This is a genomic window from Cyclobacterium xiamenense (genome assembly GCF_009467825.1).
GTDB lineage: Bacteria > Bacteroidota > Bacteroidia > Cytophagales > Cyclobacteriaceae > Cyclobacterium > Cyclobacterium xiamenense.
In genome coordinates this window covers 100,574-122,348 of the sequence record NZ_WIOK01000001.1, presented here as the reverse complement: position 1 = coordinate 122,348, position 21,775 = coordinate 100,574, and the positions used below count along the sequence as shown (strand labels likewise).

At 48.6% G+C, this 21,775-nt stretch carries 16 protein-coding genes; 1 reads left to right on the top strand and 15 read right to left on the bottom strand.

What is annotated here, in order from left to right; all coding sequences use genetic code 11:
• Nucleotide 1 precedes the first annotated feature (1 nt).
• The 9 genes from GCU44_RS00505 to GCU44_RS00465 all read right to left on the bottom strand — a co-directional run bounded on the left by GCU44_RS00505 (nt 2) and on the right by GCU44_RS00465 (nt 11,534).
• Entirely contained in the window at nt 2-766 is a 765-nt protein-coding gene (locus GCU44_RS00505) for a class I SAM-dependent methyltransferase (RefSeq protein WP_154852344.1), read from the bottom strand.
• The gene (locus GCU44_RS00500) at nt 763-1,473 is read right to left on the bottom strand and encodes an acyltransferase (RefSeq protein ID WP_092172289.1); all 711 of its coding nucleotides are present in this window, start codon (nt 1,471-1,473) and stop codon (nt 763-765) included. The genes GCU44_RS00505 and GCU44_RS00500 overlap by 4 nt, the downstream gene beginning before the upstream one ends.
• On the bottom strand, nt 1,463-2,596 hold the full coding sequence (locus tag GCU44_RS00495) for a glycosyltransferase family 4 protein (RefSeq protein WP_154852341.1): 1,134 nt from the start codon (nt 2,594-2,596) through the stop codon (nt 1,463-1,465). The genes GCU44_RS00500 and GCU44_RS00495 overlap by 11 nt, the downstream gene beginning before the upstream one ends.
• Nucleotides 2,593-4,011: an O-antigen ligase domain-containing protein gene (locus GCU44_RS00490; RefSeq protein ID WP_154852338.1), complete on the bottom strand. Its 1,419-nt coding sequence runs from the start codon at nt 4,009-4,011 to the stop codon at nt 2,593-2,595. Before GCU44_RS00490 ends, GCU44_RS00495 begins: the two co-directional genes overlap by 4 nt.
• Nucleotides 4,008-4,913: a glycosyltransferase family 2 protein gene (locus GCU44_RS00485; RefSeq protein ID WP_154852335.1), complete on the bottom strand. Its 906-nt coding sequence runs from the start codon at nt 4,911-4,913 to the stop codon at nt 4,008-4,010. The genes GCU44_RS00490 and GCU44_RS00485 overlap by 4 nt, the downstream gene beginning before the upstream one ends.
• A complete protein-coding gene (locus GCU44_RS00480; protein WP_154852332.1) occupies nt 4,882-6,198 on the bottom strand; it encodes an oligosaccharide flippase family protein in 1,317 nt (438 codons plus the stop codon). The genes GCU44_RS00485 and GCU44_RS00480 overlap by 32 nt, the downstream gene beginning before the upstream one ends.
• Before the next feature lie 15 nt (nt 6,199-6,213).
• Entirely contained in the window at nt 6,214-7,290 is a 1,077-nt protein-coding gene (locus GCU44_RS00475) for a GumC domain-containing protein (RefSeq protein ID WP_154852329.1), read from the bottom strand.
• A complete protein-coding gene (locus tag GCU44_RS00470) occupies nt 7,290-9,854 on the bottom strand; it encodes an SLBB domain-containing protein (protein WP_241684791.1) in 2,565 nt (854 codons plus the stop codon). Before GCU44_RS00470 ends, GCU44_RS00475 begins: the two co-directional genes overlap by 1 nt.
• A 342-nt stretch (nt 9,855-10,196) precedes the next feature.
• Nucleotides 10,197-11,534 (bottom strand): fasciclin domain-containing protein, encoded by a 1,338-nt coding sequence (locus GCU44_RS00465; RefSeq protein ID WP_161993873.1) that lies wholly within the window; start codon nt 11,532-11,534, stop codon nt 10,197-10,199.
• A gap of 275 nt (nt 11,535-11,809) precedes the next feature.
• Between GCU44_RS00465 and gldB the strand changes: the two genes are divergently transcribed.
• Entirely contained in the window at nt 11,810-12,811 is a 1,002-nt protein-coding gene (gene gldB / locus GCU44_RS00460; RefSeq protein ID WP_154852320.1) for a gliding motility lipoprotein GldB, read from the top strand.
• Here the strand turns inward: gldB and GCU44_RS00455 are convergent.
• From GCU44_RS00455 to GCU44_RS00430, 6 genes are all read right to left on the bottom strand, one after another.
• A complete protein-coding gene (locus GCU44_RS00455; RefSeq protein ID WP_154852317.1) occupies nt 12,788-14,002 on the bottom strand; it encodes a glycosyltransferase family 4 protein in 1,215 nt (404 codons plus the stop codon). The two genes, gldB and GCU44_RS00455, sit on opposite strands and share 24 nt — an antisense overlap.
• A complete protein-coding gene (gene asnB, locus GCU44_RS00450) occupies nt 13,999-15,798 on the bottom strand; it encodes an asparagine synthase (glutamine-hydrolyzing) (protein WP_154852314.1) in 1,800 nt (599 codons plus the stop codon). Before asnB ends, GCU44_RS00455 begins: the two co-directional genes overlap by 4 nt.
• Nucleotide 15,799: 1 nt before the next feature.
• Nucleotides 15,800-16,489: an endonuclease III gene (nth, locus tag GCU44_RS00445; protein WP_154852311.1), complete on the bottom strand. Its 690-nt coding sequence runs from the start codon at nt 16,487-16,489 to the stop codon at nt 15,800-15,802.
• A 125-nt stretch (nt 16,490-16,614) separates the two neighbouring features.
• A complete protein-coding gene (locus tag GCU44_RS00440) occupies nt 16,615-16,848 on the bottom strand; it encodes an anti-sigma factor (protein WP_092172257.1) in 234 nt (77 codons plus the stop codon).
• A complete protein-coding gene (locus GCU44_RS00435; protein ID WP_092172254.1) occupies nt 16,823-17,425 on the bottom strand; it encodes an RNA polymerase sigma factor in 603 nt (200 codons plus the stop codon). Before GCU44_RS00435 ends, GCU44_RS00440 begins: the two co-directional genes overlap by 26 nt.
• 257 nt (nt 17,426-17,682) lie before the next feature.
• Entirely contained in the window at nt 17,683-21,633 is a 3,951-nt protein-coding gene (locus GCU44_RS00430; protein WP_154852307.1) for a hypothetical protein, read from the bottom strand.
• Between the last annotated feature and the right edge of the window lie 142 nt (nt 21,634-21,775).

Here is a 21,775-nt window from a genome sequence, read left to right as displayed (position 1 = left end):
ATTACGGAGATTGTTTTTTTTTGAGTGTATAAAAGGCCCCAAGGTGGCCGCCATGGTTGGTAAACTCCACGTGCACCTCGTCCGAATACCCGGCAAACAAGGCAAACAATTTCTCGGGTGAATAGTGGTTCATTTGCATGACTGGCTCCCGACAAAACCTGCGGTGCTTTAGGGAAGAATACAAATAATTATACAGGGGAAATCGGGTTCTGAGATAAAAATGAGCATATACCCGTCGAGGCAAACAATGCCCATAGGTTACCTGCACCTGAAAAACCCCTCCATGCCGGGTGTGCTCCAGCAAATCCCGCATCAACTTCATGCCTTGCTTCGGTTCAATGTGTTGGAAGACGATGTACGCGTTCACAAAATCAACTACCGGAATGTTGGCGATACGCGCACCATCGTAGGCGGAAAAGTGAAGATGCTCCAGACCCTGGGCCGCTGCGTGCGCCTTTGCCCTGACAATGATGTCCTCCGAAATATCCAAGCCCCACACCTCCTTTTGCGTGATGCGGGCAAAGGGAATGGCCAGCCTTCCCACACCGCATCCAAAGTCCAGAATGCTTCCCTTCGCAATATCCAGCCCAAATCGGTCCTGAATTCTTTTTCTGCTTTGTGCGACAAACGCTTCTCCCGTTTCAAAAAACTCCGTCAATGCCTGTTCGGAAAGGTGCTGCATGCGAAATTTTTCCTCCGACAATACACCGTAGTAGGGGTCTTTTTTTCCCCACTCCTTCCAATTTTTGAGCGATTCGGATTTCATTCCTCTTTCCTGCTTTTAAGAATCCTTGCCGGATTTCCCCCAACTACACTGTATGGGGGAACATCCTTGGTGACGATGCTGCCTGCAGCTACTACGGACCCCTTTCCTACCGTCACTCCCGCCAATATCACCGCATGCGAGGCGATCCAACAATCGTCCTCAATCGTGACAAACGAACGCCGCACCCCCTGATCGATCATGGGTAGGCTCGTGGATTCGAAGACATGGTTTTCGGAATAGATACTAACCCGTGGGGATATCATGACGTTGGCGCCGATTTCGATGTACCCGGAACAACCAATGTAGGCATAGGGACCAATGCTGGAATTGTCCCCCACACGCAGCCCCTCGCCCGGCTCGCCCCCGTACAAATTGGTCGGCCGGATGAGGGCAAAACTACCCACGGTCACCTTATCACCAAAGACGATGCCCCTACGCGAAAGACAATTGATCTCGCATTGATCCTGTGCCACAAAATTCTTCCCAACACGAAAATAACTCGCCTGCCGGATGGTAACACCTTTGCCGATGAGTAACATTCCCTGAGCCGATTTCATCCGCCATCGGAGCCCCAAACCGCGGAGCCACCAAATACCCATTCTGGCCAAAACCGAAAAAGCAGACAAGTGGTCCCACCCGGGCCCAAACCGGTCCGAAAAATCCATTCCGGAAATGGTCGAAATCAACTTTCCTAACCTAGTCGCCATGCAAGAGTTTAGTAAAATACGTCTGTAAAGATAGAAAAAACTTTTCCCCGGTAAACGCCTGAAGTCGTTCTCTCCCAAGCGAGGCCAGCTTCGACCTCAATGCCGGGTCGTTTGCCAACCGTCCCATGGCCGCTGCGAAGTCCTCCGGGGCATAGCTGTCACTGACCAGGACTCCGGAGCCACCCACTTCCTTAAGCGCTCCCTGAGGACCGATGATTACGGGCAAGTCAACGGAAAATGCCTCCAATACAGGTAACCCAAATCCTTCATTTTTTGATGGAAATACGTAGGCCAACGCAAACCGAAAATACCTGTTCAGATCGCTTTTGCTCAGGTAGCCCGGTAACAGCACCTTCCCCGCCAGGTCCAGGCGGTCGATTTCCTGAAGTACCCCGTCGTAGGCATCCAACGTAGGCCTTGGCCCGCGTGCTCCCACCAGCACCAATCTAAAATGTTGCCCGTAATCCCGGACGAAAACCGCAAACGCCTGTACCAGTGTCACGAGGTTTTTTCGGTGCTCCATCACACCTACATGTAAAAAATACGGGGAATCAACCGGAGAAATCTCAGTTCCGGATTCCTGCCGGGGACCGGCATCCAGACCGGTGGGGATGGCCGTTATGGGTTCGGGTGTTTTTAGAAACAATTCAATGCGGTTTCTTGCGTATTCACTGACAGTAAGTACCCGAGCTCCACGCTGAATTCCCGCTTCTAAAAAACAAAGGTAAATTTTCCGCCATAGGGGATGATAGTGCTCCGGGCTTTCCCAGAAAAATGCATCGTGTATCACCACCACGCGCCGCCCCTTCGACCAAAGCGGAGGAAGTATATCGGGACAAAAAACCAGATCGGCGCGAAAGCGAATGCTTTGCCAGGGCAGTACTACTAGTTTGTGAAGGAAATACCTTCCTTGAAACAACCAATTTTTCCAACGAGGCGTCTTACCTTTAAAAAAAGTACCCTTTCTGATTTTCTCCGGAGAGGGGTACACGATAAAGTGAAAATCGGATCCCAGATACGAAGCAATTTGCCCAAGAAGGCTGTCGGTATAGGTCTTTATTCCGGTCTGTGCCAGGTGAAGGTAAAACACATCCACGAGAACTATTTTTGGCCTGCTTTTCATGAAGGAGCAGAAAGGTAGGAGGAACGTTTAACGGAGGGCAAGAGCCTGTTGTATACCGAGAGACTGTACCCAATCGCCCACCAGGAAACAAGAGAAACGTAGGCATACAGTTCTGCATTCGCCGTAAACAAGGGGAGCAACAATCCGAATTTGGTACTGGCCGCCACAAATGCCACCCGCGCATCGGAGACATTTTCGGTGTGCCTAAACACCTGTAGGGATTTTACGATCCCCAGGGCCAATGCCCCGATGTACAGGAGCATTCCGAGAACACCCAATTGCACCCCGTAAATCAGAAACTGGTTTTCGCCACCCACCCGGACATCGTCCTCCACACTTCCGGTGTTGCCACTCATGGCAAGACCGATTCCTTCCGGATTTGCCACCATGGCATCCAATGCCAAAAACCACTCTACCGCGTGTCCAAGACTCGAGGCGTTCTGAAACGTCAGCGTATCGTACACAAAATAATAAAAGTCCTCGGAGGCAAAATACACTACGTACACAACAAAGCCAAACAGCAGGAACACCCCCATAAGTAACAGGCGGTATAGTCTGAAAACCAGCGCAATAAAAAACAGCATGGCAAAAAAGGCCCCAAAAGCAGCGCGGGAGGCAGAAAAAAACAAACTCCCTACCGCAGCAAGCATTACAAACAGGTAAAAGCCACTTTCTTCTCGTTTTTTAGTGAGGAACCAAATCAAGCCCGTTGCAAAGGCCAGCAAGCTCGAACTGGCCATTTCCAGCGGATCGGAAAAAAACGAGGCCAGGCGCATTCCGGTGGTTTGGGTTTCAAAGGTCCAGGAAAGCCCATAATTTCCGGAAGGTTCGATGCCGTTTACCGCAAAATTAAACAGCGCATAGCCTGTCCATTGTTGAAAATGGACCCCCATTACTTTTTCCAGGCAATTCAAAGCAAAGGCGCCGACCGCAATGAGCATTACCCATCCAAAAACCCGATCCAGTTGTTCTCCCGCCAACCGGGTATTTCGGCCAAGAAAATAGAATGCACCGATCAGTAAGGTGTTTTTTAAGTAAAGCAACTTATTTAGAAACAGGGCCTCCCCCAGGGGCAAAAACAAATACAAAGTAGCCAATCCAAAAAAAGCCAGAAGTACCACATCCACGGTATTCAAGCGAAAAGGATAGTGCCAAAAATCTCTTTGGTAGAGGAAAAAACCAAGAAACGCCAGCAGCAAAAGCAGCTCTTTCAGGTATTGAAAAAGCCCCACGATGATCTCCGATCCCGTCGCCTGGTAGACAATGCTCAGGATCGAGATGTAAAACGGCAAATAAAGGATCATGAAAACGATGATAAATTCCCATTTTCCCTGAAACACGATCTTTCTGACGGTGATTACGACCAGCAGCAGCACGTAGAGGAGTACCAGAAGAAATAATATCGTACCGATCATTTCGCTTCGTTTAGTGAAAATTTCAATCCATCGATTATGCCGGAAAGTACTGCCTTCCGCTTTGCTGTTCTGCCTCTCAAGGTGAAATACCCCATGAACAGGCCAAATTTAATCAGATGGAACGGCCAGGACAACCAGTTTACCGGATGCCTCCCATATTTTCTTAGGTGAAAGAGCTGGTTGCGTACATTCAAGTAATGAATCGTTGGATTCAAAAAGCCCTCCTTTCCCGGTTGTTTGGTTTTGGAGGCGGCACCAGCCTCGTGAAAAATAACCGATTCCGGAACCACCTTCAATCTGTACCCCCGCTTTCTAATCCGAAGCGACCAGTCTACGTCCTCAAAATACGCAAAATACCGCTCGTCCAATAGCCCAACTTCTTCCAATACCGCGGACCGGACCAGGAAGGCGCAGCCGGTAATCCAGTCAGTGGAATAGGGGGCCTTACCCGGCAGACTATAGCTGGTTTGGGAAATACCCAGCCAGGATAGGTACCTACCGCCTGCATTCCAGATTTTGGTTTTGTCGTGAAGAAAATAGATCAGGGGCTGCACTGCTCCGGTATCCGGATACCTGTCCATTTCCTCGAGCAGTGGTTTCCAAAAACCCGCGCTGACTTCCGTGTCGTTGTTGAGTAGCAGCACAAACGCATAGCCTTGCGCAGAAGCGGCCTGTATGCCTGCATTATTGCCTCCGGTAAATCCCGTATTTATTGGATTCCGAATTAGCTGAACGGTTGGAAAGCTGCGTTGAATTTCGTCCGCTGACCCGTCTTCTGAGCCATTATCGACCACAATAATATGCTCCATTGCAAATCCGGAAAGACGTAACGATTCCAGGCAAGGACGGGTAAATGCCCAACCATTCCAATTAAGAAGAACGATGGCGATTGAAGAGTGCACGGTAATGATTGGTTAAAATCTGCGGCTGGTTTTTCCACAACAAAAACGTGGTCAGCAGGTACACCACCAGTTCGGTAGACAGCAAGGCTACGGCCAAGCCCGGGCTGCCAAAAAAGGTAGTCAGCAAAACCGAAGTACCCAGCATGTACAGCCCAAATCCCCAGGTTGCGTGGAAGAGTATTTTCTTTTGGTCGGTCACCAGTATGATGAGCATATTGCCAATATTAAGCCCCGCAAAAAAAGGCAAAAAAGCGAGTATTTTTAAAATGGCAACGGCTTCGCTGTGGCTTCTCCCTGCGACCAACTGAATAATCATCGGGGCGAAAACATGGACCAATACGCTTATTCCCCCGCCCAAAAGCAAGGAGGCCCACTGGACCTTCCGTATAAACGCATAAAAACCAGCTGTATCGGAATAGAAAAGAACACTTGCTCTCGGATAGGCTGCCTGGGTAATCAAAGTGGGCGCTATTCGCAGAACCATAGCCACCCGTTCTGCCATTCCATACAGGCCCAATACCTGTGCAGTAGCGAAAAAACTCAGTACGATCACCCCTCCGTTAACGGCAAGATGGGCCGTCATCCCTGAGAAAAAAAGCAGCAGGTTATCTCTCCAGGATTGCCATATAACACCCACTCTAGGCCAGCGAAAGCGAATTTTCAATCCAAAATGGATGTAGAGCAGTAAGCCAATGTTTGTTAAAAAGGCCGTTCCACCCAGAAAAAAATTGGCCAGGTAACTTTGCGAGGGATCCTCTACCAAGCTAAGTATCAGACCAAGGTACATCAACTTTGCAAAAACATTTGCCAGGGAAGCCCAGTGGAGGCTCTCCTTTCCCTGAAAAAACCAAACGGTCGTGGTAGCCTCACTGAGCAATAACAGCGTAGACCAGGCCAAAATAACCCAATAGTCGCTAAAAAAACCGAACCCCAGCCCCAAAACAAAAATACCTGCAAGCGCAATCAGTGCCAGCAGGCATTTACTTCCGATTACTTCGGAAAAAGCTTTGCTTACTTGCTCCGGATCTGCCTCGCCCAGGGCTATATTTCGTGGACCGCTCAAGTTGTACCCATAACTTACCAGCACATTAAAAGCCAGAATTACGGAAAAGGAGAGGTTTACCAGACCAAACTCTGCCACACCGATGGCCCGGATAAGCACGGGCATGGCCAGGAGGGAAACAAGGATGTTGGAGGATTGGATCAGGAAGAGAAAGCCAAAATTCCTGATGGACTTGTGTCGTAAAAGATCGAAAAATGGCAGCCGATGAATGATTCCACGCATAAAAGACCGGGAAGGCTACTGCTTGAAATGCCGGTAAAACAAAGTCTGAAGGTATACGAATGCCATTCCCAGGAGAAAGAAAATAATTGCCCCGAGCAGTATACCGGTTATCAATTTTATCTCAGAACGCTCGAGCGGGTATCGCGGCTGATCAATGATCTGGATTAGCGGTGTATTGTTCCGATGGTTGATTTTGGCAATTTCCAGATTGGTGACAATTTCCTCGTACACGGCGGCTGACGCCTGTATATCTATTTGCAGGCTTCTGGATGCCACCATGCCTTCCTGCAGCAGCGGGTTGGGATTTGGGTTCTTGTCCTGAAAACGCGCCAGTTGCTGGATCTTTTCATCCAGAACGGTACGCACACTATCTGCCTGCTGCTGCAATACGGAAAGATTTTCAGCCGTTTTTTTGGTTTTGGTTTTGAGGTAAAAGTCATTTACCGTCTCGACCAGCGTCTCATTGAAACGTTTCGCAAAGTCTTCGTCTTTTGACGCGACGGTGACCTTGATAATGTTAAGCTTTCGATCGGGCTTATCCACCAACAGGCTCACTTTTCGAATCTCCTTTACCACTTCCCGAAGCACACTGTCCTGTTGTACCGAAAAACGCTGCCTCGGAAGGCTAAAATTGAGGGATTCGAAATCGACCTTTCGTTTCCATTTTTCATCCAGTTCATGAAAACGGATGTACCGTTCCACCAAAAGCTGGCTTTCGCCTGCAGTGTCAAATGGAGTCAGTAGCGCCAGGGAGAGCATGGCATCCGATCGATACAATTCCAAAATATTGTCTCCCTTAAACAAGCCGCTTTCGGAACCGACGGATCCCAGGTTTAGTCCCAACATGGAGGCAATTCCGGAGATGTTCCCCAAACCTCCCATCTCGGACTGTTCCAGCACAAAAGTAGTATCCGCATGGTAAACCGGCTTTTTTAGCAGCGCTACGGCTACTCCCAACAGCGCCCCTAGTAGCACCATTGCTGCCAGAAATCTCCATTTTCGAAGAAACACAAAAAGCCATTGATACAACCTTTCCACGAGTTCTCCGAAGGTTAGTTTGTCATCGAGAATATGTTGGTTTTGCTGTTGCATCAATTGAGTAGTTGGGTGATTACCAGGGCAAGGGTAGCCAGCCCAGTGGTGATACCGACCAAATCGCCGGGCCGAATGGGGAGTCTGGGACCCTTGGTAGGTACAATGATCTCCGATCCCGGTTCCACCTTGGGATACACATTAAATAAGACAAAATTTCTCGTGCGCGCTACCTGCCCATTGGCATAAACCACGTAGGTGCGCCCCTTTTTTGCACGCGTCGCAAAGCCTCCAGCGCGGTTGATGTAATAGGACATGGATCGGAAATCTTCGTGCCGGACAGTGGTGGGATAGATCACGTCGCCCCGCAACCGTACCGTTTGCAATTGACGCGGGACGCTTAAAATATCGCCTTCCTCCACAATCAAATCGTACTTGGAACCTGGATTAGCCAGGATCGCTTCCAGGTCAATTGCGATCGCTTCCGTTTCCCTGATTTTAATCGGCGCCACGTTTTCGCGGGATTCTGAGATTTCATTCAGCAGGTTTTCCCTGGCCTGAATTACCCGCTCCTCCAAGTCGGTACGCGCAGAATCGGGGTTTTCAAACAGATAGTTGCTTATCCGCTCAATCAATTCCTGCTGCGATTCCGTCGGGTCCAGTTCCTCCCGATTGATCCGTTCCAAAAGGTTGAGGAGGCTTCGCTCGTTGCGCATGTCCTCTGATTCGGTTTTGTAGAATTCGGTACGCCGAATCAATCGGGCCCCTTTGGCATAGGCAAAGGCCGTCAGTCCGCCGGCGCGATTAATCAAGTCGGATATTCTTTCCTCGGCATGCTGAATGGCAAAGGTTCCCGGTGAATTCACCTGTCCTTCGATACTGGCCATTCGCTCCAGGCCAAAATTGGTTTTTCTTCGGACAGTTAGCTGATCAAAGGGACGCAGTTCAATGGGCGTTTCGGGCAAACTCAGGTCCCGGCTGATGGGGATTGGGATGATTTGTGAAAACTCCCTCCCTTCAACATCCGAGGCCCGTCTGGCGAGTTCCACACTGGCTTCGGACGCCGCTTCTTTCAACCCGCCTGCCATCAATATCAGGTCCTCCGGAGTCATCTCCTCGGAATAAGGATAGGTGCCCGGCTGAACTACTTCTCCGGCTATTTTTACATATTGTTCTTCCCGTAGCTCATAAATGGACGGTATCCGGATCAGGTCTTCCCGCTTCAGCGGAATATCCGATTCGTTGCCATTCCGGATTTCTTCGAGGTTTACCTGCAACATGCGGGTACTTAGGTCTTCGTTGGTTCGCAAAATTTGTATGCGCTTGCTGTACGCTTCTCCCCGAAGGCCCTCTGCCTTTTCCAAGAGTTGGGTCAGGGTCAACCCCTCCTGATAGGCGTAATTTCCCGGCCTGAAAACAGCTCCTTTTATTTGAATACGGTTGGTGTACCGGTCCAGCACTTCCCCCACCTCGTAGCGGTCACCCCCCTTTACCAAAAACATGTGAAACTGGTCGTTGTAAATATCCGATACCGATCGCTGTTTATCGGTAATCCGCTCCACGTTTACCTTATCCCTGAATGCCTGATCGGTAAAGCCTCCGGCAAAGGACAACACATCGGCGAAAGTCTCGTCTTCTTTCACTTCAAATATTTTGGGCCGCTTGACGGCTCCTTCTACGGTAACCCTACCCAAATAGGGAGGAACCAAAATGATGTCCTGATCCTGCAGCATGTCGTTCATACTGGGGTCTCCATCTGTCAGAAAATCATAAATATCAATTTCCGCAATCTCTTTACCACTTCTTATCAACCGAACACGCCTCATACTCCCGTTTTGATTGGGCCCCCCGGCTGCATACAGGGCATTAAAGACCGTACTAAACGCACTGAGGGTAAACGTGCCGGGTAGCCGGACTTCGCCGACCAAATTTACTTTAATGGTGCGTATATTGCCCAAGTTCAGTTGCAAGAAGGAGGTCGGCCTGCTTCCGCCAAGACCTGCGTAAAAGGTAGAAAGCCGGTTCTTGACAACCTGCGTAGCTTCTTCCAGGGTAAGCCCGGAGACAGAAATGGGTCCAATGTTTTCCAGAATTAGTTGGCCCTCCGGTGTGACCGATGCTTCGTAATACCGCTCTGATTGCCCGTAAATATCGATGTATACCTCGTCCCCAGGACCCAAAATATACGTTCGGGGTGTCGCCATGTTGACGCTCGGTTCAAAGGTCAATCGCCGGTTTTTACTATAAAAAAGATCCATCCCAAAAATCGGATGCTCTTCTGCCAGGTCTGTCCCGACATCTTCCGGAGAGGGAATAATTCCCCGGGTTATTTCATTGAAGTCCAGTTGCCTCCGGGGTTCCCGTTTTCCCTGACGTGCTCCGGAACTTTTCCCATTCGTAAGGCCGAAAACCATCCCTTCTAACCGTTCTTTTAATTTTTCTATTTCCGCAGCCGGTACTCCTCTTACCTGGGCCATTTGTAACAACTCGGCCTCCGAAAGCCCCGCTTCCATGGCCCTGTTCATTAGTACCTGCAATTGTTGATCCGATAACTCATCAACGTCGAGGGACGAGATATCCTGAAGCGATTGTGCCTGCAGCAGGAAAGGCAGCAGAAGCATCATTCCAATAAAAAATAATCGGTACGGGTTTACATGCCTAAAACAAATCATGCGGCTGATTTTAACGTTGATACACAGCTTCGCCAGGTTACCCACAGGCAGTATTCCATGGGGTTATCCAGCATGGATTTAGAAAAATCCGAAAAGCACCCGTAAAGATACGTATTCCTTTCTTTTTGGAACGGATGTTTGGAGATTAAAGCGGAAGAGAAAAAGTATGCAGGTATTTTTTTACATGAAAAATAAGGGAAGCGCAAATGCCAATGATTCGGCATGAAATCCGGGAATAAAAAAAACAGGCACCGACATGGCACCTGTTTTCCACAAAAAAACCCAATATCCAATTTATGGTACCAAGACTTCGTCGATGACGTGAATGACCCCATTGGTAGCGTGTACGTTCAACAAGTCCGGAACGAGCCCGGAAGTGTTGATTTCCAGATTTGCCAGATTAACCGACAACTCTTCTCCCTCGAGCAGGGTAGGCAAATTGGCTCCTTCCCGTAAGTCCTGAGAGAAAGCCCTTGCAGGAACCACGTGGTAAGTAAGAACTGCCGTTAACGTTTCCAGCGGAATGTCTTCGTATCCATCTACCTCCAAGGCCTCGTAGAGTGCTTCGAACGCGGCATCCGTCGGCGCAAATACAGTGAGGTTATCGTCCACTCCACCGCTGACCGCATCTACCAAATTTGCCCTGGTCAGCGCACCGACCAATTGCGTAAATTCAGGTGTTTCTGCCTGTGAAAATCCTACCGCAATCTCAGCGATGGATTGTGTAGGAGGTGTAATGACATAGTCGATCACATGGATTATGCCATTGTCCGCCTCAATATCTGTGTTAACGACCTGGGTGTTGCCGTTTATCCAAACGTTATCATCGGGATCAATGCTCACATAAAACGGAACTCCCGAGAGACTGGGTACACTTCCAGCAACTACTGCAGATGCAGGCACTTCTCCATCTACCACATGGTAGGTCAATATGGAGGCCAAATCAGGCGACTGCAAAAGCTGCTCTGCTGTCAACCCATTGTCTGTAAGGTAAGCTTCCAAGGCCGCATTCGTAGGAGCAAATACGGTAAAAGGCCCCTGCTCCAATAGCGTTTCGTCCAGGTCGGCAGCCAAAACCGCTGCGAGCAGCGTGGAGAAATCCTCATCCCCCATCACAATATCAGCGATGGTGTTGCTTTCCTCTTCCGGCATAAGAATCCCATCAATCGCGTGTATGACACCATTGGATGCAGAGAGATCTTGTGTGATAACGGTAATATCATCGTTGATGGTGATGGTGCCTCCATCGACAACAACGTTGAGGTTAAATCCTTCAAGCAGGGTAGGTACCTCTCCTGTGCTCACCTGACTGCCCATCACCCTTCCATTTACTACATGGTACAATAGAATATCTCGGAGTTGTTCTACAGGAACAGCGTTAACATCGGTAATACCTGCGTCTGTGAATGCTTGATTGGTTGGAGCAAACACCGTAAATGGTCCGGCAGCATTCAGCGCATCTACCAGATCAGCCCGCTGAATGGCGGCTACCAATGTTGAAAAGTTCGTGTTACCGGAAGCTATGTCAATGATGCTTTCCTCCTCGGGTGGCATCGGCGCCGGATCGTCATCCGAACAACCGAATGAAAATAAAAGCGCTGCTGCGAGGAACAGACTCATTAATTTCTGCATTCTCTTTAGGTTTAGTTCCATAATAAATATTGGTTTAGTTAAAACGTAATACAGGGAACAAACAACTAAGCAGGCAGATAGTTTGGATTCAAAAAATAAAAATCACAAATAAGTAAATGAAATAATCATTTATATAAATGAAAATCAATGTATAGACAGCTACCTGAACTTTTTTTGGATTCCATCAACCTTTTCCTAACCATATTCCTACAAAAACCAGGTCCTGTCCCTGTCAACTAGCCATTCCTTTGCAGCAATGTCTTATCTTTGCAGCTATGAAAAGAAGTGCGTATGGAATATCCCTGGGATTCGTTTTCCTGATTTTTTCTAGTTGCGGGAATTCGAACGAACGCTGCACCCTTCCAGATTCCTATTTGGAGATCCCGGTTGAGGTGCGCCTACACCGGATGGAACAACTGTTTTTTGAGGATTTAACGGAAGAAAAACTGACCGAACACCTCGAAAACTATCCCGAGTTTTCCTCGGCTATGTTTGGAAACATGGGCTTTGAAAACGAGGCACAACTGAAAACAGAGCTATTACTCATCCACAGCGATAGCGGCATGCAGGAATTGTACGAGGAAGTAGCCATTCATTTTGACACCGTTGCCGAGATTGAGGAGTCTTTGGAGGACGCCTTTCGAGGTATTTTGTTTCATTTCCCAGAATTCAAGGTTCCTGAGGTATATACGTTTGTGACCGGCTTTGGTACCGACTTGATTGTCGAGGAAGACATTATCATCATAGGACTCGACTATTTTCTACCGGAGGACCATCGCTTTCAGCCGCTAGAACTGCCTCAATACATTGTAAAGCGGTATACCGAGGAACACCTGATTCCTACGATTGTGACGGCAATTTCCTCCCAATTTAATCAGACCGATTTGGGGGATCGCACACTTCTGGCAGAAATGATTTTTTACGGAAAAGCCTACCATTTCACCAAAAGTATCCTTCCCTGCACGCCAGACGAGTACATCATCGGCTACGAGAAAAAGGAAGTCCTCGGAAGCTATGCCAATGAAGAAATGATTTGGGGGCATTTTATCGAAAACGAATTGTTGTATGAAACCAATGCCTTTGAAATCAGACGGTATGTTGGCGAGGCACCCTTCACGGATGTCATAAGTCCGGATGCACCCGGGAGAATCGGCCGGTGGCTGGGATGGAATATCGTGGACGACTACCGGATCAATAATAACCTGAGCCTCTCCGAGTTGATGAAGCAGCAAGACGCCCGGGAAATCTTTAAATTATCGGGATACAAACCGCGCTAAGCCGGTTCGGTCCTTGTTTTGGCAAAATTCGACTACATCTAATAGCGAAGCGACGGCCCTGTCCTTCGCAAAAGAGCGCTCTGCCAGGGATCGGGCATTTTTCCCCTTCCGCGCCAATGCCTCCGGGCAATGTTCCAGCGCCTCCAAGGCCTCCAGCAGGGGTTCGTACGGCTGCTCGTCCTGGTACCAGCCCAGGTCATGAGCGCTGACCAAATCGTTAATCCAACCCTTGAAATTGATCAGAACCGGCATACCCATGGCCAGGGCATCAAAAAATTTATTGGGACTGCTAACTTCCAAAACCCGGAGCCGAAGAAAGGAAATATAAGCTATGTCGGCAGCTTGCATCCGCTCTCGTACTTCCACTTTATTTCCGAAAGGAATGAATTCCACGCGGCTCAATCCTCTTTTAGCTGCCTCCTCTTTTAGTGCAGGCAGCCATTTCCCTTTGCCCATGAGCTGAAACAACCAATTCTTTCCTTTCCTCTTTGCAGCTTCTGCCAAATCCAGGTACTGCAGCAGTCCATTTACTTCTCCTATTGCCCCGGCATACAAAAACGTCAGGGGCTGTTGGTCAAATTGCCTGTTCGGGTAGCGATCCTTCCGGACCTGAAAAAAATCCAGGTCTGCAAAATTTGGAATAAGGACTACCGGTTGTTGCGAAACTTTCTGTTGAATGTACTGCTGCATCCCAGGAGAGAGGGCGACGATTTTCCAGGCCTTCCGGTAAATGGTTTCCTCCATCTTGTACAAGACCTTTTTCAACAGGGAATTGCGGATACTTTTGATCGCAATGGGAGCTTTGGGCCATAGATCCCGGACTTCAAAAACAAAAGGAATACCCCATTTTCGCCGGGCCCAGGTACCTATGAGCCCGGTTGAGAGCGGGGTGGATGTAATGTACAACAAGTCAGGCAAAGGCATGCGACCAAGCAACTTTTTTGCAGCGCGTACAAAGGCAGCAAACGCCCACAGCCGCCGAAAGGCAGAAAAGTTGTTGTCGTAAGGCACTGGTAAAAGGTGTACCTGAACTTTTCCGTCCCACCGGACTTCGTAATCCGGTCGGTTGTGCGCGGTGACCACAGTTACTTCTACCCCTGCAGCGGCCATGCCCTGGGCCAGGTGGTAAGAGCGGATGGCTCCACCCTCCTCGGGCTTAAGGTAATACTGATGGATGTAACAGAGCTTCATAGCTGATTTTCTTCGATCCAATCGTTCAAAAGAAATAGGTTGTACAAGAGCAAATAGTGGTTGCCCAGGTGTTTTTCCGGGTGGCGCGTTAGTGGTTTCCATTCGCTCGGAAGAACCTCCTCAAATCGACGACCAAAATGGATGACGGAAGGCACAACGCGATTCCGAAATCCAGCATGACCCTGCAGCCATTCTTTCAGTGGCAGGCCAAACCCAAATTTCGTTCGCCTGGCATGCGCCGCCAGCCCTTCCTGTCTTAACAACGATTTGATCCAGTGTTTGGGGGCGGCATTCCGTCTATCCGCTTCGCTTCTCCGAAGGCTCCAGTCCACCACTTGCCAATCCAGAAAAGGGACCCTGCCTTCAATCCCATGTGCCATACAAGCGTTGTCATGAATTTTCAGCAAATCATGCACCAAATAAACCTTTTTGTCCCATGCCAGGGCATTGGTAAACGGTCCCTCCTCTTTCGGATACAAACCGCTAAGCTCAGTGGCCAGGCCATCCGGCAAGGGGTAAAGCCCCGCAAAATTCATAAAGGTTCTAATTGGATCGGGGTGAATTCCCCCCAAAAACTGCCGAAGCCTCCTTCCACCCACCGGGAACCTTTTGCCTACCGATGCGGCCCGGTTCCAGAAAACGGGGTTTGCCAGGTACCTCTTGTACGCTGCATGGCGATTGTATCCGGCAAATAACTCATCCGCTCCAGCCCCGCTTAGTAGGATCTTCACCGTATTTCGGGCTTTTTTGGCCACCGCCCAGGTAAGGTAGCTCGCCGCATCGCCAACCGGCACATCCAACTCCCGGATGTAGTCGGGCCAGGTTTCCAGAAACCAATCCGGAGAAATGGTAATTTCCTGGTGAAACGCCCGCTTGCCTGCCACCAACCTCGCGGCAAAATCCGCGTCAGCAAAAGCCCGGCGGTAAGGCCGTTGAAATCCAACGGTAAATGTCGGCACCGCTCCTCCACCGTGTTTGTTCCAAAGGTGGTAAATCAGGGAGCTGTCTGCTCCTCCACTTAAAATCAATCCTGCTGGGACATCGGCGTGAACTTGCTTCAATACAGCATCCGTTAACAACTCTTCGGCGTTTTCACCGGTCTTTGCAGGCTTTGGACCTGCTGCTTCGAAGGGGATTTGTCTCGAACCCAGAGGCTTGCCCTGAAGGTCCCAGGTCCTCAGTTCTCCGGGGAGCAATTCCTGCACCCCCCTGAGGAAGGAATGGGAAGGCAAGGCATGGCGCAGATACATATAAGGTACTATCTGGGCTTCATTCAAGTGGCCAGGTACCAAGCCGGATCGTCGCAGGCATCGAAGTTCAGAAGAGCAAAGCAACACGCCCTTCTCCTGCGCGTAGTACAGCGATTTTACGCCCAGCGGGTCCCGGGCCACCAGGACCCGTTCGTTCTTCCCATCGACGAAGGCAAAGGCATACATTCCCTGTAGCCTACCGACTCCGGCTGCCCCTTTGCGAATCAGCCAGTGAAGCAATACTTCACCGTCCGAAGCAGTTTCAAAATGCACCCCTTCCTGGAGCAATTCATTTCGAAGATCCTGGTAATTGTAGAGGAAGCCATTCCAGGCCAAGTGGGCCTGGGCCGCCCTGTAAACCAGCGGCTGATTGGCCCGATCGTGTAGATCCAGTATTTTTAGCCGGTTAGCCCCGAGGTAGACTCCCGGCGCCACCTGCGACCAGGCCGTATGGTCCGGGCCCCGGTGCCGACAAGTTTGGGTCATGGCTTGTATGGCTTCCTTGTTCCGTTGAGGAAAGGTCAGCAGCAGGTGTACCCCACACATGCTATTTTTTTACGGATTTGGAAACGGAAGGCTTTCCCATTGCCAACGACCCCCCGCTTTTCTCGTAGTAGCGGCAAATAGCCGTGATGCTACAGGCCTCACATTTGGGACTCCGGGCAACGCAGGTATACCGTCCGTGAAGGATCAGCCAATGATGTGCTTTATGAACCACTTCGCTGGGAAGGTGACGAATCAGGTGTTTTTCTACTTCAAGTGGAGTTTTGGCACTTTGGGGCACCAGGCCCAGTCGTTTGGAAACCCTAAAAACATGTGTATCCACCGCCATATTGGGTTGGTTCCAAATGACACTGGTGATGACATTGGCCGTTTTTCTACCTACTCCGGGTAGCTTCACCAACGCTTCGACCGTTTCAGGCACCTCTCCGTCGAATTCTTCCACAAGCATCTTTCCCAATCCAAGCAAATGGCGGGTTTTGTTATTGGGATAGGAAACCGACCGCAGGTAGGGAAATAATTGGTCAAAATCACTGGCTGCCAGGTGAGCCGGGGTGGGAAAATCCCGGAAAAGAGCCGGAGTAACCATGTTGATGCGCTTATCGGTACATTGGGCACTCAAAACGACTGCCAGCAGCAACTGATAGGGTGTCTCGTAGTGAAGTTCTGTTTCTGCCACGGGCATATTTTCCGTGAAATGTGCAACGAAGGCCCGATACCTTTCTTTTTTTAACATATCCGCTGTCGTTCAAGGTGATTTCTATATGCCCGAAACTACTACATCTTTTCGATTGAAACCACAGAAATAAAAAATCCTACCCACGGAAAGCCGTGGATAGGAAATAATCTTTTTTGTTGGTGTTACACTTTTTCCAGTCCTTGAGACCGGGCCTTTTTCTTAATGGCGTTTACGATGCTTTCGGAGGGTTCTACTACTAGGTGATTCAAGTTTTCCAGGGTGTCCAACAAGTCCATGTACTCTTGCATCAAAAATGGTTGGTGTCGCAGGGCTTGTACCACTTGTTCACTTTCCTCCTCCGTCATTTCCTGATAAAGATACCTTATCAGATCACTTTGGGTAAAAGATTTGGTCATAGGCGATATTTATTTGTTTTAGTTTTTTCCTTAAATTGATCAGCGCATACCGCATGCGCCCAAGGGCGGTATTGATACTAACTCCCGTCTGCTCGGCAATTTCCTGAAAACTCAAATCCATGTAATGCCGCATGATCAATACCTGCTTTTGACTCTCGGGAAGCTCTTCGATCAACTGCCTAACCAATGCATAGGTTTCATCCTTTACCTTGATCTCCTCCACATTTTCTTCCGCAAAATGCAGGGTATTAAACACATTTGATCCGTCTTCCATCACCACCATGGGGTGCCGCTTCACTTTCCGGAAATGGTCGATCGCCAGGTTGTGGGCTATACGCATGATCCAGGGATGGAATTTTCCCTCTTCGTTATACCGATCAGAGTTGAGTGTCTGTACTACTTTTACGAATACGTCCTGCAATAAATCTTCTGCCACTCCCTGCTCCTTCACTATCATCAAAATGGTCGTGTACACCTTGTTTTTGTACTTGTCAACCAGCCTTTCAAAAGCAAGCTCACTTCCATTTCTGTATTGTGAGATTAACTCACTGTCTTTAGGTCCTACCCTTTTACTCATAAAACTGATGTTTAAATAACGTAGAGTTTTATCCCATATTGTGGTATTTAAGGTCAATAAAAACGTATCGCATTTTCAAATGTATCGAATCGAATAAAATAACGCAATCATTTTTGTATTTTTTTGCAACAAATGGTACCGTACACCAAACAGTTCAGAATAATATCCTTTTTGTTAAATTTCCTGCCAAATACACTACGGTGAGGATGCCCTGTGGACCGTACCTTAACAAGAACAATACCAAAATAAGAAGCAATCTACGGTTGATCCAGTTCCGGAGCCTTGGAAAACCCTTTGGCAAGTAAACTGTACACGGTCCCTACCAATCCCAGTACTCCACTGATGTAGGCCGATGTTTCGTTCAGAATGGTGGGGTCGTAAAAACTGATCAAGGCGATGGAAATCAATACAAAGCTAAATACGGCCGCTTGTATCATTTTGGCGTTGCCTGATTTCCGTTCGTCTTGTTTGAATCGTTCCACGTCAGCGTCACTCACAAAAAGGCAGACGAAATTCCGAAAGCTATTGCTAAACAATACCAGTCGGTCCCGTTCCGCATTCATTTTGATAATGCCCTTTTGGATCAGCGCTGTCATGGTTTCCTTATTAAAAAAATTGATGAACCCTTCTTTGGCATAATTGTACACCATCTTGCGTTCCTTCAGGCTCAATTCGGCCCATATATTCATAAAATAGGCTTTGTTGTACCGTTGGATGGACAAAATGCACTTTTCATAACGCTCCTGAGAAAGCGGTTCATCCAGCGGATCTCTGGAAAGCTCCTCCGTAATGAGGGTAGCGATCACGGCTGCATGAGGACTGCAGGAAATTTCAGCGGCTAACTCCTGCGTTTTCTCGTCGTTGAATAGCCTGCTGCCGACCTGCATCTTTAACACCTCCCGCTCCGTTTTGTCCATGGATTCCCACGCCTGACCGGGAAACGGGAGCGAGATGGAACTGCTTTCAAAATCCAATGGGACGTATTGGAAGAGAAAGTCAGAGAAAATCTCCGTGATCAGCAGGCGCTTTGATCGGGCGGTATTGGGCTGGATGATCTCCTGTAGTGGCTTTCCAGAGGTAACGAAAAGCCACCGGTTTTTGTCATTGTAAACGTGTTGAAACGTCCTTACTGCCTCCAGCAGGCCGTCGGCTCCTTCCAGGCAATGAATATTTTCAAAAACTACCGCCTGATGCAGGGGTTCCGGATCGGGCATTTCTGTCGGGACCGAAACCGCATTTACCCGCAACACCTGGTGCTCGGACAGGCCAAACTGCCTGAGGATCCAGTTCCTGCTCTGGGCAGCATCCACCCCGATAATAAAGCTTTTCTGCTGCTTGCGGGAACGTTCGGGGAGCAAGGCTATACCATGAGTAAAATGGTAGTCGATAAGGTAGATTTTATTTCCGAGGCGCATGATCATCTGAAAAAACCAGATAAGTACCACGGCCAAGCCAACCAAAACCAGGAGATTCCCTTTCAGCATTTGCAGAAAACCTCTCGTGGATAGGAATTCTTTGAAGCTAAAGTTTGGCGGCATATGAAAAGCTTGCACCATGACCTCGTGTGGGGGTGCCACAAAATTGCGAATCAATTCATCTTCGTGGTTGGAAAACCTGCCAAAGTTGGTTCGCCTAAATTCTTCATGCACCTTGATCAAACCAAAATAAACCTTGTTATTGGATTCCTTGGGCACATCCAATTGGTACGGCTCGTCTTGTTCCACCAAGTTCCAGATGAAACGCTCCTGGCTGAAAATCTGTCTGTGGATAAAATATCCCGGCAAAAACCCGATTATCAGTAGCCATAACAGAAAATTCAGGGCATAGACCCGTTTATCAACGGGCACTCCGGTGAGACGGTTCCAAAAGTCACTAAGCCGTTGGTGTATCCGTTGTAATCCGGCATGTCCTTTCCAGCTACCCGGAGCAAGCGAAGGCAGTTCACGTACACGTGCAAGGCGAAAACACAGGACTTGTAATAGCCCAAGTAAGAGCAAGAAAAACAAGGTCAAAAACAGGTGAAAATCTATCGATTGCAACCAGGACAGCTGAAGCAACAGGTAAGCGGCAAGCAGCCAAAGCAGCACCGAAGCGATGGAAAAGGCAGTGCTATTTTTCAAGTGCCGGACCTTCGGGGAACTGGAAAGCAGTAGAAAATTGCAGGTACCCGATTGGATGGCAAACAGGGCCGACCAAAGGAAAATTTTGAAAATACTCAGTGGCAAAAACAAGTAGACAGCGACAAAGAGCAAAAGATCCAGAAACAATACCAAATTAAGCCAAAGAAATTTGTTTCGCTTGGTTGGAGAAGGACTGTACCACTCAAAGGAAAAGGGAGTATATGCGAGGTAAATACTTGATTTGCTGGTGACCAGGGTTAAAAGTGCCAGTAGTACCAACACCAATACGTAAGGGATAAAAACGGTCAACGCCTCCAGGGAGGAAAGAGAGTGAAGGGAGTGCTGCAGGTTTTTATTTTCCAGGTAGAGTAGCCAGTTTTCAGCGACGAATTGCCCGGAAGGTATTCGGCTAAGCAGCGCCTCGTATTCGTAACCGTTGACATAGATAGGCGTTTTCCATACCTGACTTTCTCCGGCATGGCGGTTGTTTTCGATGAGCGTCTTGATCTCATCCCACTTTTCAGCACCTATTCCTTCCTGCAGGTAATTGATGGGAATATTTACCTTCTGGCTTTTCAAAAGCACTTTTCCATCCGGCTTGAAAACGAAAAAGCGCTGATTCCTACTGATTTTTGGCGCCAACGAATCCAAACGAAAAGTCAACGCATAGCCAATTTCTCCCTGGCTTTTACTGATTACCCCCTCCAGGTTGCCAGTGGATTTGGAGAAGTGTGCGCTAATAAAGTGTTTTTCCGGCTCCTTGGGTCGTTCCTGTACGTAATCCCTGTTTGCAATGGATACAAAGGGAAAATCGCCAAAATCAATGGTTCCATCTACCGCATCGGCATCAGGAATGAGCATGTTAAGGATTTTTCCTGAACCATCAAATTCCAGAAATTCATTGGCATTTTTATCGGGATTCAAAGAATCTGCCCAATTTGCAGCTCCATTGTGGGTGCGGAGTTCCCTGCTAAACCGCCCCAGGTTTTCTATTAGACCATCAATTTCGTCAGAAAAAGCCTGCTTTAAATCCCGCACGTAGTCATCCGCCGGTGAGATGCTGCGGTAATTTTGCACCAGGGAAAAGGAAAAAAAACCTAGGATCAACATCACCAGGATCAACGAAAGTCCCAATCCCATCACTCGTTTTTTCGTTAGCACATCGCCGTCACCCAGGTTGAAAACGCTGATAATCGGAATGGAAACGAAAACCAGCAGCAATAAGGTGAGAAAGGTACTCAAGAGTCTGAAATCGATGCGGAGTGCTACCCGCTCAAATTGGGCTTTTTCTTTGATTCCCAAAAGATAAAACACGTTATTACCAATGATTGCCGGCGACAAAAAACCCTGGTATTCATTGCCAGAGAGTTGTAGGCTGAGTTTTTGCTCGCCCACCGACCGACGCCCACCGAGGGAATCCAGCGGAACCACAGTCAATCCGGCGACATCCCGTGGGTAAATGGCCGTACCGGAACTATCCAACACAAACATCCGGTCAAAAAAGAAACTCTGCAGGTTATTTTCCATCAAGGCATGCACCGGAAGCTCGTGGTCCACTTCGAAGGCCCTGCCGAACAGGGAATCTTGCTCCAGCCTGACTCCCAGCTTTTCTTTGAGGCTACGCGCCAGAAGTTCAGCGCTCAACTCCGGAAGCGTCCCCTGCCGCGTTCGCTCGTCCAGAAAAAAGCGAAAGCCCTTAACACCGATTACATACAAAGAATCTTTCTTTGCCAGTGAAATCCCCCGATGGTGGAGAACCGACCGGTCGTGAGTGGGATCCATTTCAAACGACTTGATCCCCTTGATTCCAAACCTTGATTTGCTATCAATTAGTTGAACCATACGGGAAGCCGCATGGTGCTTCTCAGGTCCAGCCCAGTTGTAGAAATTTCGCTTGAAAAACCCTTCTAATTGAACGTGGTAATTATAAAAAGCTTCGACAAAATTTTGCCTGGCAAGGTGGACTGCCTTGATTCCCTGAGTTTCCAGTTGCTTCTGGTTCGTTTTGGAATGCTGGTACAGGTAGGCACCGATCAGCAGCATGCCGCCAAAAATAAAAATCCAAATGCGTAAGTCCTTGAATTTCATGGTTGGGAGACCCTATTTCTCGGTGGAGGATCAATTTAATGAAATCGACTTACAATAAAAATTTTACAATCGGAATCTCTCCAAATAAACGAACCCAAATTAAATTCCGAACGGTTAAAAATTTCGAAGGGCCTGGGTACGA